The following is a 15,885-nucleotide window of genomic DNA, read 5'->3' on the forward strand; positions in this document are numbered from 1 at the left end:
TCAGCCTTGTATTTTCTCATGTATGCCCAGCTTAGAGAATGCCTACTTTGTGGATAACCTAATGAAGTGCATCACTGGATCGATTAAACACTAATTTTTCTACGTCGGTAAAACGCTCGGCAAAATGCACCGTCATGCCCTCTTTTACTGACTCAGGCAACTCTTCAAAGTCTCGACGATTAGGCTCGGGTAAAATCACTTCACTGATTTTACTGCGTTTAGCCGCAATGATTTTTTCACGAATGCCGCCAACGGCCAGTACTTGACCCGTTAATGTTAGCTCTCCGGTCATCGCCAAACCTTTACGGATGGGTTCGTTGCGTGCCAATGACATCAAGGCCGTGGCCATGGTCACCCCTGCACTAGGCCCATCCTTTGGTGTTGCACCTTCAGGAACGTGTAAATGCACCAAGCTATTATCAAAAAACTCCGGCGACTTTTGGTAACTCTTAGCGTGTGAGAAAACATAAGAATAAGCGATTTCTGCCGATTCCTTCATCACGTCGCCCAATTTGCCCGTGAGTTTTAAACCTCTCGTGAGTTCATGCACCTTGTTGGCTTCAATCGGCAAAGTCGCCCCACCCATCGATGTCCACGCCAGACCCGTCACCACACCGACACCTTGCAAGGTTTTCTCAGGGCGGAAGTACGGCATGCCCAATAAGGTTTCCACGTCTTTTACGCCAACGTTAATGTGATCTTTCTCGCCCGTCATTAATTCGACCACACTTTTGCGTAAGATCTTTTGCAGCAGTTTGTCCAACCCTCGCACACCCGCTTCTCGTGCATAATGTTCAATAACATGACGCAGCGCGGCGTCAGTAATATTGAGTTGTTTTTTAAGCAGCTTGTTTTTCTTCAACAGCTTAGGCCACAAATGCTGTTTGGCAATCGCCAGCTTTTCGTCACCGATATAACCCGACAAGCGAATCACATCCATCCTATCTAACAAGGGTGCGGGAATGGTGTCGAGCTGATTCGCCGTACAAATAAACAAGGCTTTCGATAGGTCGATGCGCATGTCGAGGTAGTGATCTAAAAACTCCACATTTTGCTCAGGGTCCAATGCTTCCAGTAAAGACGACGCGGGATCACCTTGAAAAGAAGAACCAATCTTATCGATTTCATCCAACATAATAACGGGATTTTCCACTTCCACGTCTTTTAAAGCTTGCACAAATTTACCCGGTAACGCGCCAATATAGGTGCGTCTGTGGCCTTTGATTTCAGCCTCGTCACGCATTCCACCTAGGCTGAAACGATAGAATTTTCGATTGAGGGATTCCGCGATGGATTTGCCGATTGAGGTTTTGCCCACCCCAGGTGGCCCCACTAATAACAAAATAGAGCCGCCCATTTCACCACGATGAGCGCCTAGCGCTAAAAACTCCACAATACGATCTTTGATGTCGCCCAAGCCTGCATGCTGGGATTCGAGCACTTCTCGCGCTAATTTGATGTCTAAATTGTCTTTAGAGTGCACGCCCCAAGGCAAAGATGTCGCCCAATCCAAATAATTACGGGTTACGCCATATTCCGGTGAGCCGGTTTCTAAAATACTGAGCTTGTGCAACTCGTCTTGGATTTTATCCTCTACAGCTTTTGGCAAAGCTTTGTTCTCTAACCTTGCTTGAAAAGTTTCAACATCTGACGTGCGATCATCTTTTGAAATACCCAACTCTTTCTGTATGACTTTTAACTGCTCTTTCAAGAAAAAGTCACGCTGATGTTTACTGATTTTGTCGTTTACTTCGGCGCTGATTTCATTTTGTAAACGGGCAATTTCCAGCTCTTTTTTTAACAGCGTCAAGGATAGATGCATACGAGCCTGCACAGAGATAGTAGCCAACACATCATACAGCTCTTCTGCATCAGCAGACGTAATGGAGGCTGCAAAGTCCGCCAACAGGCCAGACTCGTTAAAAGAAAAGCGACCTAGGTACTGCTTCAAGTCTTCACTGAATAAAGGGTTTAAGCGGATTAATTGCTTAATAGCGTCCAAAATAGCGATGGAATAGGCTTTGGCTTCATCACCATTGGATTTGATATCATTGATGTAACGCACTCGTGCCAGATACGGCGCTTCTTCGCTTAACCATTCAATCACTTCAAAGCGTTTTACCCCTTGAGCGACAAAGGTCAGCTTGTCATTTTGCTTTTCCGCTTTATGGACACGAGCCACACAACCAACAGCGCGAAACTCATCCACAGAAGGGGCTTTTTTGGCTTTTTTGTCGGCGTATACCAGACCAACCGCGGCTTGTGGGTGCTCGGCAATACGCTCAAGTGTGTCTTCCCATTGATCCGCATCGACCATCACAGGCTGTACTTGGGCAGGGAAAAAGGGACGACTCGATATGGGCAAAATGTACAAGGTATCCGGCAACACATCATCGGGTAATGCCAGACCTTTAGGGTCACTGATCACCACACTCTCATTGTCATCCAGCGTGTCGCTTTCATCATCTTGATGTATTTCCTGTTGATCTAGGTAGTTATCATCTTCATTCATTTTCAAGGTTCCAATGCATAAAATAGTCTTTACAGCAGTCAAGACTCTGTGTCTTGTCGCTGTTTTTGGTAGATAAAGACTATGTAATGGCAATCTTAAGGAAAACAACACCATAGGAATTTTTCCTAACTCGTTGCAAACTTTAGAAAAAGTTAACCTAGTAGACAGGATTAATGATTTGGTCACTTTGGACTTAGTGTTATTATATAAAGAACATTGTAAGAATTACTCAAGCATTCGACTCCCCTATTGATAGTGACATTAAAGGACAGGCCAATGACCCGCGAAGAACTTCTGAACACTTACCAAGATATTCACTTGGTAACGCACCCTTTTGTAAAACACAAACTCACCAGTCTACGAGACAAAAACACCAGCACCCGTGAGTTCCGCATGCTAGTAGAAGAGCTGGGTACGCTTATTGGTTACGAGGCTACCCGTGACATAGAAACCCTAGATGTGGAAATCGAAACACCTCTAGAAAAAGCCATGTGTCCAGTGTTAAAAGGCAAAAAACTGTGCATTGTGACCATCATGCGAGCAGGTAATGGGTTGGCTGAAGGAGTGCTTAAATTATCACCCAGCGCAAGAGTGGGCCATGTGGGTTTATATCGTGATCCAGAAACCAAACAACCGGTCGAATACTATTTAAAAATGCCTCATTCCGTAAATGAGCGCACCATTATTGTGGTCGACCCTATGTTGGCAACGGGTAATTCCGCCATCATGGCGATTGATAAAATGAAAGAAATGGGCGCGAAGGACATACGTTTTATCTGTCTGTTTGCTGCTCCTGAAGGCATCGAAGCTTTTAAAGCAGTTCATCCAGATGTGGCCATGTACATTGGCGCAATTGATCAGGGCTTAGACGAAAACGCCTACATTCGCCCAGGTGTCGGTGACGCTGGCGACCGTATTTACGGCACTCGCTAAAAGCGAATTAAGCGGCTTTTCTCTATATTTCGAAAAGTCGCTTATATTTCAAGCTCAGCTTTTTAACGCAAGAAAAGCCCCTGCACTGGCCATAATGCCACCCGCCGTTCTATTCAAAGAACGCATGGATCGTTCTGATTTAAACAATCGTCTTGCTTGAGAAGCACCTGCTGCAATCAACATTAAGCCTAAGAATAAGGCCATAAAAGCCAGCACCGACGCGATAACGATGTCGGAACCATTTAACACGGTCAAATCCATGAAAGTCGGTAAAAACGCGACGTAAAAAAGAATCACTTTGGGGTTAGACGCAGAAATCATAAAGCCTTGGACAAAGCTGGCGATCTGACTTTTTGTGCCCTGCTCCCCTTGTAATGACTCAGCAGACACAGGCGACACCCACATTTTCCAACCTAGATACATCAAGTACGCCGCGCCAGCGTAACGAATCACTAGAAATGCCGTTTCCCAGCTCGATGCAATCGCCGCCAAACCAAAGCATGCCATCACCAAATAAACGATATCACTCATCACCATACCCAAACTTAAAGACATGCTTGCTCGCGTACCTTTTGTCATACTGCGCGCTAAAATAGCAAACACACCAGGACCCGGTGTAATGCTAAAAATAAAAATCGCGATGAAAAATGTAATACCACTTTCTAATGTCATTCCCTTCTTCCTTTTATTGAGTAACGCCACAGCCGGCGAGAACCATACGAGTGACAAACGCTTTTGCGTCATCGTAATCGCTGATTTCCAATGTGTCCTTTTTGAGTAAAATTTTCACTTGCGCATCAAAGTCTGCATAAGTTTGCGTCATGGCCCAAATACTAATAAATAGATGCTCTGTCGACACAGGCTGCATCCAGCCTTTTTCTACCCATGTTTGAATCGTCGCTTCTTCTCGACTCAATTCGGTAACGAATAAACGGCGCAAATAATCCAGAACGAACGCTTCCTCACCAATTAAAGCCATAGCGAAAATTTTCGACGCGTTTTTATTGGTACGCGACTGCTCAATCTTTTCTTCTATGTAGCGAGTTAAGTTTTGCTTTGGCCCTTCATCGACATCAAAGCGACTTACAGAATGCAGCCAAAGTCGCAATATACGCTCTAACACGGCTTCCAGTAAATCTTTCTTCGAGCGGTAATAATAGTGAATATTGGCTTTGGGCAAGCCGGCTTCATCGGCGATCATTTGCGTAGTGGTTTTTGCCAATCCCTGACGTGCAAACACACGCTCCGAGGTTTCCAAAATAAGCGTTTGATTTTGTTCTCTAATGTGCGCTTTCAACTGGTCTTTTGGTCGTTTTACATCGCTCAAGGGGAGCCTCGCTGATAATTTATGGCGTAAAAAAAGGGGGATGAAAGTGCCGTTTAAACGTCCTGTTCGACACGCAGCAAGAATAGCATTCTTTGGAATTGTCACGAAGAAATAAGGCAAAAAAAGGCCAGCAGGGGGAAAACTGCTGGCCTTTAGATGCATTAGCTAAAGTAACTTAGTGCATTTTTTGACAAATTAGTTAGAGAACTGATTCATCGTGTTATCTTTACCAGACGCTTTTAACGCTTGCGCACCAGAGAAGTACTCTTTGTGATCATCGCCCATGTTAGAACCAGACATATCTTGGTGCTTAACACATGCCAAACCTTGGCGAATCTCTTTACGCTGTACTTCTTTAACGTAACCCAACATGCCCATTTCGCCGAAGTAGTCTTTCGCTAGGTTGTCTGTAGACAAGGCTGCTGTGTGGTACGTTGGCAAAGTGATCAAATGATGGAAGATACCCGCTTGCGCAGCTGCATCTCTCTGGAAGCAACGAATACGCTCATCGGCTTCCGCTGACAGTTCAGTCTCATCGTAATCCTGTGACATCAAACGATCACGCTGGTAAGCCGATACGTCTTTACCAGATTCAGTCCATGCATCAAATACTTGCTGACGGAAGTTCAGAGTCCAGTTGAACGATGGGCTGTTGTTGTATACCAGCTTCGCATTTGGCATAACGTCACGAATACGATTTACGATAGACGCAATTTGACCAATGTGTGGCTTCTCTGTTTCGATCCACAATAGATCAGCACCGTTTTGCAAAGAATTGATGCAGTCCATTACTACGCGATCTTCACCAGTGTCAGGCTTGAAACGAACCAAACCGTTTGGCAAGCGCGTTGGTTTGATCAAACGATCGCCTTGCTTAATCATCATGTCGCCAGATTTCATTTGATCAAGGGACGTTACTGTTTCGCCATCAATGAACGCGTTGTATTGGTCTGCAAGATCGCCAGGGTTTTGAGACACTGGGATTTTTTGCGTCAAGCCAGCACCCAAAGAGTCTGTACGCGCTACGATAACACCGTCATCAACACCCATTTCTAGGAAAGCGTAACGAACCGCGTTGATTTTCGCGATGAAATCTTCATGTGGAACGGTTACTTTACCGTCTTGGTGACCACATTGTTTCGCATCTGATACTTGGTTCTCGATTTGGATACAACATGCACCCGCTTCGATCATTTTCTTAGACAATAAGTAAGTCGCTTCTTCGTTACCAAAACCCGCATCGATGTCGGCAATGATAGGTACAACGTGTGTTTCGAAGTTGTCGATGTTCTCTTGTGCTGCTTTCTCAGCCGCTTGATCGCCTGCTTCACGAGCGTCGTCTAAGGCTTTGAAAAGGTGTTGCAATTCACGAGCGTCGGCTTGCTTCAAGAAGGTGTAAAGCTCTTCAATTAGCGCAGGAACCGATGTTTTCTCATGCATAGATTGGTCTGGAAGAGGACCAAACTCAGAGCGCATAGCAGCAACCATCCAACCAGAAAGGTACAAGTAACGGCTACGAGTGCTGCCGAAATGTTTCTTAATAGAAATCATTTTTTGTTGGCCGATAAACCCGTGCCAGCAGCCCAAAGATTGGGTGTAGTTTGCTGCGTCTTTGTCGTAGCTCGCCATGTCTTCACGCATGATTTTAGCCGTGTATTTAGCAATGTCCAAACCTGTCTTAAAACGGTTTTGCAGTTGCATTCTGGCAACATACTCAGGGTTCATTGCACCCCATGTTGCACCTTGTTGCTCGATAGTTTGGCTAGCCTGTTGGGTTTTATTTTTGTAAGTTTCCATTCTACTTCTCACTCTATTGGGTTGGTTCAATTGTTTTATGACGCTAAATAGTTGTGTTGCTTAATATCTGAGCTTCAATGTGTGCTCATTGGGGTCGTGCTACGAGTGCGCTTTTTTGGCTTTCACTCGGTAAGCATGCAGCAAAGGTTCGGTGTAACCATTCACTTGCTCTACCCCTTTAAAAATCAAATCTTGTGCGGCTTTAAAAGCAACGCTGTCGGCATTCGATGACATGGCACGGTATCCTGCGGTGTCTTTGTTTTGCTCATCAACCACCTTCGCCATACGCTGCATCACTTCATCTACTTGTTCTTTTTGACAAACCCCATGCAGCAACCAATTTGCTAAATGCTGGCTCGAAATACGCAAGGTGGCACGGTCTTCCATTAAGCCAACATTGTTAATGTCTGGCACTTTCGAACAGCCCACACCGTCTTCAATCCAGCGAACTACGTAACCTAAAAGCCCTTGTACGTTGTTTTCAATTTCACGTTCGATAACTTGGCTCGACAACGTCAAACTCGCCGGAATCGTCGGAATGGTTAGCAAGTCCGTTAAATTGGCTTGAGCACGAGTTTTTAATCGTTCTTGCACTGCAAACACATCAATCTGGTGATAATGCAGTGCGTGTAACGTGGCAGCCGTTGGCGATGGTACCCAAGCGGTGTTGGCCCCCGCTTTGGGGTGAGAAATCTTGGCTTCCATCATCGCCGCCATTTCATCTGGCATGGCCCACATGCCTTTACCAATTTGTGCTTTGCCAGGCAGACCACAGCGCAAGCCGATGTCCACATTGCGATTTTCGTAAGCTTGAATCCAAGGCTGAGCCTTGATCTGATCTTTTGGTAAAAAAGCACCCGCTTGCATGCTGGTATGAATCTCGTCACCAGTACGATCCAAAAAGCCGGTGTTAATGAAGAACACTCGTGATTTGGCTTGACGGATACATTCTTTTAAATTCACTGTGGTACGGCGCTCTTCGTCCATGATGCCGATCTTGATGGTGTTTTCTTCAAGACCTAACATTTGTTCAACGCGACCAAACAACTCGCAGCTAAACGCCACTTCGTCAGGGCCGTGCATTTTAGGTTTTACAACATAGATGCTGCCTGTTCGGCTGTTTCGTAAACCCTGCTCACGTTGTAAATCCAGGGCGCCAATCAACACGGTTACAACCGCATCCATGATGCCTTCAGGAACAAAGTTTCCTTCTGCGTCTTGCATCAGATCGCATTCCATTAGATGGCCAACGTTGCGAACCAATAACAAAGAACGACCATGTACGCGGTATTCGTTGTTGTCTAAATCCGTGAAAACACGATCAGGATTCATACGGCGAGTGTGTGTTTTACCGCCTTTTTGGAAGCTCGCTTCCAAGTTGCCTTGCATCAACCCAAGCCAGTTGCGGTACACTTCAATTTTGTCTTCCGCATCGACAGCTGCCACAGAGTCTTCACAATCCATAATGGTGCTAAGAGCAGACTCAACCACGATGTCGTTAATATTGGCTTTGTCTTTCTCGCCATTTTGGCCGTTGCGATCAAATTGGATCTCTACGTGTAAACCATTATTTCTAAGCAGAATCGCTTCCGGTTCGCTGCGCTGTCCGTTTACCGCAACCAACTGGTTTGGCTGTTTAAGACCCGCTTGAGTACCGTCTTCAAAAAAGGCAAGCAAATGGTGGTAGTACACCATGTAGCTGCTGACGTCTTTGTGTGAACCGGTTTCCAGTGGGAAAACCTCATCTAAAAATGCTTTCGCTTTCGCGATTACCTCGTCACCACGAGCAGGGTTGTAGCCATTATCTGTTTCAAGACCGTCGGTTTTAGCAATCACGTCTGTGCCGTAAAAAGCATCGTATAAGCTGCCCCAACGCGCATTGGCTGCGTTCAAAGCAAAGCGAGCGTTTTTAACGGGAACAACAAGTTGTGGGCCTGCTAGGCTAGCGATCTCAATGTCTGTGTTTTCGGTTGTGATGGTGAAGTCGTCACCCTCTTCAACCAAATAACCAATTTCACGCAAGAAGGCTTCGTATGCTTTAATGTCCATCGGTTGATCTTTGTGGGCACAGTGCCAGTGATCAATCTGCTCTTGCATGGAGTCACGAGTCGCCAATAACGCACGGTTAACAGGCGCCAAGTCGGACACTAGTTTTTCTAGGTCTTGCCAAAACTTAGTTGGCTCGATGGCATGAAGGGGAAGCACTTCTTCATTGATGAAGTTGCAAAACCCTGGGTGGATTACACTGTTATTTTTAGGTAAGGGCATATTCATCTCGCTTTCCTTTTCTAGTGAGCTTTATTCTTATCTTTATATTCACTGTTTCTAAAACAGCGACTGGGAAACTGTTCCCGCTTGCTTGATTTATAGTCTATGCCCAACTAAGATGAAATTTCACAATAAGAATTACACAGTGTAAATTTTACAAAAATGAAAAATAAAAATAACCTCAATCGCAAGGCTCATTTTTTGGGCACAAAAATCCGCAACCTCCGTAAACGCAACCGCTTGACGATGGAAGACCTGTCTTCTCGATGCATCAAAATAGACCCAGAATGCGCACCCTCTGTGTCTTATTTATCGATGATAGAAAGAGGCAAACGCATCCCCAGTGAAGACGTTTTAGAGGTGATCGCCAGCGTTTTTCAAAAAAATGTTGACTGGTTTTTAGATGATATTCCTGAAGAAGACGCTATCACCCCGTCAAAAGGCTCTGGCGGTGGCATTAACGGCATGCCTTTAGAACCAAACTTTTTGTTCTCAAAAGACATTCTACAAATCGCCATTCCTGAAATGCTGTCACAAACGGGCACCAGTGGACGTCAATTTGCCCATCTATTGATTCGCGCTCACCAAGAGCACCATCAAAATCACTTTCCCGACCTTGAGCGAGCCGCAGAAGAAATTGGGAAAAAGCGCCTGCCTTTAAGCTTGGACGATCTAGTCGATATCACTAAACAAATGGGCTTACAGATTAAATGGTTTCGCAAAACACCAGCGTCTGTTTTGCAAGAAATTGGCAGTAATGGCAATAACTTAGTCACGTCGTTTTTTGATCCGCCAAACACGGTGTACATCAATCAAATTATGAAAACACAGCCTCATCGGCTCAAATACAACCTGGCCGTTCACATTGGACATACGGTACTGCACGACAAAGATGGGCTAAAAAACATTCTGGTCACAGGCCGCAATGAAATTTCACCACTGCAAGCAAGGCAAGCTGCAGGGCCATCATCGGGTATGGACGCACAAGATATTTTATACGCATGGCGTGATTTTGAGTGCAGCTTTTTCGCTGGCGCCTTGCTATGCCCTAAAGTGCCGTTTCGACAAATGCTGGATCGCAATGGTTACGAGATTAATACCGCCCAATTGGCCGGCGTGTCGGAATCTGTCGCCATGCGCCGTATGACAGCGGCGTCGCCCTACCCCCATTGGCATTATTTTGATGCCTATGCACCCGGAAAACTCAAGGCCGTGTATCGGGGCAACGGCATACCTTTGCCTTGGGGCAACATGAGCTTAGTCGAAGACCCTTGCCATCACTGGGCGGTCTTTCGCAAAATCAACGAGCAAAGCTCAGGGTCATCAGCGCAGATTTCGATTTTAAACGTTGCGGACGAACCACGGATTTACGCATGTGAATCGATAAAAGTGGAGGATCTTGCTGGTAATAGTCACGTTATCTGTTCTGGCATTGACCTTAATCCCGCCATTGCCGCTCAAGGCAAAGACGCCATTTCCATTGCCAATGACTTAAAGCAGGCCTGCGTTACCGGTGGGGGTTCCTCTCATATTCCAAGAGGCATTAAGAAAGATTTAATGAGTGTGGCCAAAATTCTCAACATCAATTGGGTCGAGCGCGGTATTGAAAGCGATGCTAGATTAATTTGCTCACGCGGCGCTGTGTGCCCAAGGTCACCAAGCTGTTATCAAGAATGTGGACACAAATAAGGAGTGAAAAACTGCTTACAAAATAACAAAAGCAACCTCTGAACAACCAAGGGGATGGTGGAAAATGCCGATTATATGCAATCAGGTCTATCGAAACAAAGACACACGTATTAAAATTGGCGCAAATTCCCCTTCCCCCTAGTAAGGATCTTTCATGACTTTGTCGACCAGTCAGCCAACTAACGTTGTCGTGGTTAGTAACTCTTCCGATAATCCATTTGCTATTGATATTGCCTACGCCATGGGTCAATACGATGACATCGCTGATTTAATCAGCATGAAGCAATTCATGAACTCTGAATTTTGCCCTCGGTTTATCTCCGATGAAGCAGATTTCGATAACATTGGTCGCAAACTCAAGGGAAAAGCGGTCATTATTGTCAGCACTGGCAGCCATGTAAAAAGTCGTCAGGAACTGGCGATGGCGAACTTGATCATTGCTCGCGCGGCCAAAGAAAATGGCGCAGAACGCGTTATTCTAGTAGAACCTGATTTATTCTACAGTGCGCAAGATCGTGGCCCTCATTCTGACTTAGGGGAAACCAGTTTCGAGCGTGATATCAAAGATGTGAAGAAGTTCGACGGTCAACCTTTTACCGCAAAACTTTACGCCCAATTGCTAAAAATGTCTGGTGTGGACACTGTGATGACGATTCACAACCATTCCGATTCGGTTCAAAAAATGTTTAATCAAGTATTTGAGGGTGATTTCCACAACCTCATCCCTTACGAAATTTATGCCCATTACTTGCTAAACTCCAACATTTTGGATTACGGTGACGATGGTGAAGGGCTTGTATTGTGCGCACCAGACAAGGGTGCTCGCGACTTTGTTAAAGAAATGTTCAACACACTTGGACTGTCGAAAGCCAAATTCATTATGCTCGATAAAGAGCGTACCGATGAACGCAAAGTCGAAATCACTCTACACAGAGAAAGCGAACACACTTTTGATGGCCTAGACGGCGCCAGTATTGTGTTGTTTGACGACATGGTTCGTACCGGTTCTACTGTAGTGAAGTCCTGCCAGTTCCTACAACAAATCAACCCAAAACGCATGGTGTTTGCTGTATCGCACTTTTACGCCAGCGATGAAGGCCGTGAGCGCATGGCACACCCTGCTTTAGGTGAAATCTTAACTCTGAACACACTACCTACTATTTTGAACCGTGACGAACAAGGGCGTTTACGTAAAAAAATGGTCGTGCTAAAAGTAGAAAAATGGCTGGCTCAGGAACTATGCAACATCTTGGATTTGCCACAAACCCAAGAAGCCAACCCATATAAAATAGATATGTCGTCTAAAAACCCTCGTTTTAAGCGCAAAATTTGGTTCAGTGAAGAATTGTCTGAGCTAAAGGGTCACTAAAAGCTTTTACGCTTTTGATTTTTGAAAACGCCCAGCATCTTGCATGCTGGGCGTTTTTTATTAGGCGTGGAAAGTTAGTAATAAAAGATCTTTAATTTTGCGATCTATTTCTGCCACACCGGCTGCATCAAAATCGGCTTTTTCCACTTGATACAAAAACGGCTTCATTTCCCTGAGCTTCTTAATGGCCTGCGGGTCTTCAGCAAGCAGCACAGCCGTGTAAGAAAAAGCATCGTAGTAGGGAAAGGCTTGTTCACGTAAGGCATTTAGATAGGAATCAACCGCCTCATCACCAAACACCTGTTTAATCGCCGTAATAGCACCAAATACCGCCGCGCCTTCACACAACACCAAAGTATTACTAACGTCCCGTCCGAGAGGGAATTGACCTCGAACCAACTCCTGCATGACATCCGCTAGCATCATTACATCATTTGTGAATACCTTGGCAGGCATTTGAATAGTGTATCGGTATGGCTCATCAGAGTGCGCAAATACAGCACCTGGCTTGCTGATATCATCTCGTACTTCGAAGCCATCAAATTTAGCCTGATCAGCAGCCCCACCAAAAAGAAACTCCACCGCGGGCAACCAAGCTGCACGCAGCTTTTCCAACTTGTTTACCTCTGCTAAATAGGTATCTGTCACAATCTTGTCCTTATCTTTTCTGAAAGAAATTACACGCTTGACGGATGGCCGTAAGCGATTTTTTATTATCGCCAGACCATAGCATATTGGCTTGTTTGGAGCAGGGAAAACTTTAAAAAACTCTTCTCAATACGAGCTAGCAATCGGTTTAGATCAAGAAAACCCTTCATATAATTTACCCAGCCTTTAGCTGTGCTAAAATCCAACTCCATTCCAGCCGCAAGAGCGGTGGTTTACAGAAGTGTATGATTTCCCAACACTTCATACTCATTTTTTGGAGATATTATTATGCGTTCAGTTACGCTTAAAATGGGCATAGCCGCTACCATGGTCGCTTTACCGACTCTTGTAATGGCTCACCCAGGACACGAACACGCCAGTAGTTTTATGACAGGATTGATGCATCCAATGGGTGGCCTTGATCATTTACTTGCCATGTTAGCTGTAGGCCTATGGGCCGCCAGTATTGGTGGCAAAGCCATGTGGATGCTTCCTCTCGCTTTTATTAGCGCTATGTTGCTTGGTGGTGGGCTGGCGATCGCCGGCATTCAAATGCCTTTTGTCGAACAAGGTATTTTGTTATCGGTGATTTTGGTGGGTGTGTTACTGGTTGCATCGGCACGCTTCTCTATAGCCACTTGCGCGAGCATTGCAGGGCTGTTTGCCTTGTTTCATGGCACGGCTCACGGAGTAGAAATGCCACTCAATGCCAACGGTGTTGAATACGCGCTAGGCTTTATCGCCGCCACTTTCGCCTTGCATATAACAGGCATGGCATTAGGCACTCTTGTTACGCGTTTGCAGGCGCCATTGATGACCCGTTTGGCTGGCAGCGTGATTGCTATCGCAGGCGTCATCCTTGCTATTGCCTAATATGAGCAAATAGCTTTTTCCCATGACATTAAACTCTAACCACCTTGCTTGTTAAACAAGGTGGTTATTTTTCACTTGTCTGTGGATAAAACCCATAAATGCTATGGTATTAAATTGATATGAAAGGGTATTTTAATGCTATCTTCTTTACTGTGCTATTTATAGAACTCTGACACTATGGACGAATGGGCTTACCGCAACGCGCTACAATGTTTTCGTTTTGTGAATAACAGACAAGGGTATTTTTTTGAAAAAATTTGAATTTAAACCGTATTATGCCGTCATTATTTCCATTATTGCCTTTGTCGTTATAGTTGTACTTGGTCTCTCTTGGGTTCAATCAACGCACCAAGCGATTGTCAGTCAACAGCAGTTATTATTGAACAGCATTACACGTACCCAAGCATCCGCCTTAGAAAGAAAGCTCTCTTCTGCGTTTACATCAGCACAAATTCTTGCCTACGAAGTTGAGCAAAATAATGGCGAAACATCATGGTTTGAAGGCTATGCTGATACCTTAATCGACTCCATTGGTGGCATTGAAAGTTTGCAGCTCTCGCCACAAGGCATCATTTCAAAGATTTACCCAATAGAGGGCAACGAATCTGCCATCGGCCTGGATATTCTCAACTCACCCGCTTTTAAGAAAGAAGCTTCTTTGTCCGTTCGCAATCAAACTATGTTTGTTATTGGACCAATAGAACTGATACAAGGTGGCATCGCTGTGATCAGTCGAGCCCCTGCCTTTCTTCACAAAGGCACTGAGCAAGAACGCTTTTGGGGGTTTTCCTCTGCCATTATCTATTTAGACAACTTGCTTGAAGCCACACAATTGCACTCATTAGAAGATGAAGGCTACCAATATCGTTTAACCAGAAAAAACACAGCGACTAAGGAAGATATCACACTCGCCTCTTCTGAAGTTCCTCTGGCAGATATCCATGCCGTAACGGATTTGGTATTACCGGTTGGTACCTGGTCACTGAATGTCAGTCGGGGCTCTATTGCACTCGCAGGCGCGCAAAAGAATATTGGCTATTTTCTTTCCCTTATAGTTGGATTACTGCTCTCTGCTGCTTTATACGCGATTTTAATTCAGCCACTTAAACTACGAGAGCAAGTCAAAGCGAAAACCGCAGAGTTGCAAGAACTCGCCTATCGTGACCCATTAACAGGGTTAAAAAACCGCCGCTTCATTCAAGATACCTTACCTAAATCCTTACGCGGCCATCAAAAACGCGGTCGTGTATCAGCGTTTTTATACCTGGATTTAGATAACTTTAAACGCATCAACGACACCATAGGGCACGATGTGGGAGATCAGGTATTAACCGTGATCGCAAATCGACTCGATAAATTCAAAAGAACATCAGATTTGGTGGTTCGTTTAGGGGGAGACGAGTTTGGGCTCCTACTAGGCGATGTAACCAACAAAAAACAGGTCTCACAGCGCGCAGATCAAATACTACAGAGTGTTCGCCGTCCTGTTATTTTACGGTCGAAAGAATATGTTCTAAGCACGTCTCTGGGTATTGCTATGATCCCTGAGCATGGTCGGGATTTGGTCACCCTAATGCAAAATGCCGACATGGCCATGTACCACGCAAAACTGGAAGGCAAAAATCAGTACGCTTTTTATAATGAGCACATGAAGGTCAGCACCCATAACCTGGTCAAAGGTGAACAAGACCTAGCGCTTGCTCTAGAACGTGAAGAGTTTGAGGTCTACTTCCAACCGCAGTTTAACCTCAAGACAGACGAGGTGTTTGCCGCAGAAGCCCTAGTACGCTGGAATCACCCTGAAAAAGGGCTAGTGTTCCCCAATGATTTTATCCCCTTGGCAGAGAGCACAGGTAAAATAGTGGCTTTAGGCCATTGGGTGCTCGAAAATAGCATTGCCTACCTAGCTCAACGCAAACTGGAAAACCGTCCAGACATTAGCATACACATCAATCTAGCCTCGGCTCAGTTATCCGACGTACATTTTGTTTCCCTGGTAGAAGCCTTACTGGATAAATATCAGGTTCCCGCGCATCTAGTGGGTTTTGAAGTAACAGAGACCTCTATTTTAGCCGATATTCCTCTTGCCAGAAGTCTACTGCAACGCCTTAAAGATATGGGTATTTGTTTGTCCATTGACGATTTTGGCACCGGTTATTCGTCTTTGTCGCAATTGAAAAACCTGCCCGTCACCATGCTAAAAATTGACCGCAGTTTTATTATGGAATTAGAGAGTAACCAAGACGACCGAAAAATTGTTGAAGCCATTATCGCCATGGCACATAAACTGAATATCAAGGTACTGGCAGAAGGCATAGAAACACGAACACAATGGCAACTATTGGAAGCGTTTCAGTGCGACTTTGGCCAGGGATATTATGTAAGCAAGCCGGTCACAGCGACAGCTTTCAACCAAGGTACTCCCCTGCTTCATCCTAGTTAAGTTTTCTATTTGACCATTAAAAAAGG

Annotated in this window: 11 protein-coding genes; 5 read left to right on the plus strand and 6 right to left on the minus strand. The window is 45.1% G+C overall.

The features are described from left to right. Nucleotides 1–58: 58 nt before the first annotated feature. A complete protein-coding gene (gene lon / locus J9B83_RS07225; RefSeq protein WP_211536064.1) occupies nucleotides 59–2,512 on the minus strand; it encodes an endopeptidase La in 2,454 nt (817 codons plus the stop codon). A 276-nt stretch (nucleotides 2,513–2,788) separates the two neighbouring features. On the opposite strand from lon, the gene upp reads away from it, so the two are divergent. Continuing rightward, entirely contained in the window at nucleotides 2,789–3,445 is a 657-nt protein-coding gene (gene upp / locus J9B83_RS07230; protein WP_211536065.1) for a uracil phosphoribosyltransferase, read from the plus strand. Nucleotides 3,446–3,499: 54 nt separating this feature from the next. Here upp and J9B83_RS07235 read toward each other — a convergent pair whose 3' ends face one another. The 4 genes from J9B83_RS07235 to J9B83_RS07250 all read right to left on the minus strand — a co-directional run bounded on the left by J9B83_RS07235 (nucleotide 3,500) and on the right by J9B83_RS07250 (nucleotide 8,843). Further along, nucleotides 3,500–4,117 (minus strand): LysE family translocator, encoded by a 618-nt coding sequence (locus J9B83_RS07235; RefSeq protein ID WP_211536066.1) that lies wholly within the window; start codon nucleotides 4,115–4,117, stop codon nucleotides 3,500–3,502. A 13-nt stretch (nucleotides 4,118–4,130) separates the two neighbouring features. After that, a complete protein-coding gene (locus tag J9B83_RS07240; protein WP_211536067.1) occupies nucleotides 4,131–4,772 on the minus strand; it encodes a TetR/AcrR family transcriptional regulator in 642 nt (213 codons plus the stop codon). Nucleotides 4,773–4,967: 195 nt separating this feature from the next. Beyond that, entirely contained in the window at nucleotides 4,968–6,569 is a 1,602-nt protein-coding gene (locus tag J9B83_RS07245; protein ID WP_211536068.1) for an isocitrate lyase, read from the minus strand. 99 nt (nucleotides 6,570–6,668) lie between these two features. Further along, nucleotides 6,669–8,843, minus strand: a complete 2,175-nt coding sequence (locus J9B83_RS07250) for a malate synthase G (protein ID WP_211536069.1) — start codon at nucleotides 8,841–8,843, stop codon at nucleotides 6,669–6,671. Nucleotides 8,844–9,038: 195 nt separating this feature from the next. Here J9B83_RS07250 and J9B83_RS07255 point away from each other — a divergent pair, with 195 nt between their 5' ends. Further along, nucleotides 9,039–10,526 carry a DUF3612 domain-containing protein gene (locus tag J9B83_RS07255; RefSeq protein ID WP_236037171.1) on the plus strand — a complete coding sequence of 496 codons (1,488 nt, stop codon included), beginning with the start codon at nucleotides 9,039–9,041 and terminating at the stop codon, nucleotides 10,524–10,526. A 154-nt stretch (nucleotides 10,527–10,680) separates the two neighbouring features. Next, the gene (locus tag J9B83_RS07260; RefSeq protein WP_211536071.1) at nucleotides 10,681–11,895 is read left to right on the plus strand and encodes a ribose-phosphate diphosphokinase; all 1,215 of its coding nucleotides are present in this window, start codon (nucleotides 10,681–10,683) and stop codon (nucleotides 11,893–11,895) included. 60 nt (nucleotides 11,896–11,955) lie between these two features. Here J9B83_RS07260 and J9B83_RS07265 read toward each other — a convergent pair whose 3' ends face one another. After that, the gene (locus J9B83_RS07265) at nucleotides 11,956–12,543 is read right to left on the minus strand and encodes a hypothetical protein (protein ID WP_211536072.1); all 588 of its coding nucleotides are present in this window, start codon (nucleotides 12,541–12,543) and stop codon (nucleotides 11,956–11,958) included. Nucleotides 12,544–12,831: 288 nt separating this feature from the next. Between J9B83_RS07265 and J9B83_RS07270 the strand changes: the two genes are divergently transcribed. Beyond that, entirely contained in the window at nucleotides 12,832–13,416 is a 585-nt protein-coding gene (locus J9B83_RS07270) for a HupE/UreJ family protein (RefSeq protein WP_211536073.1), read from the plus strand. A gap of 247 nt (nucleotides 13,417–13,663) precedes the next feature. Beyond that, nucleotides 13,664–15,859: a bifunctional diguanylate cyclase/phosphodiesterase gene (locus J9B83_RS07275; RefSeq protein WP_211536074.1), complete on the plus strand. Its 2,196-nt coding sequence runs from the start codon at nucleotides 13,664–13,666 to the stop codon at nucleotides 15,857–15,859. Nucleotides 15,860–15,885: the final 26 nt, after the last annotated feature.

The organism is Marinomonas vulgaris, assembly GCF_018145875.1.
Taxonomy (GTDB): Bacteria; Pseudomonadota; Gammaproteobacteria; order Pseudomonadales; family Marinomonadaceae; genus Marinomonas; species Marinomonas vulgaris.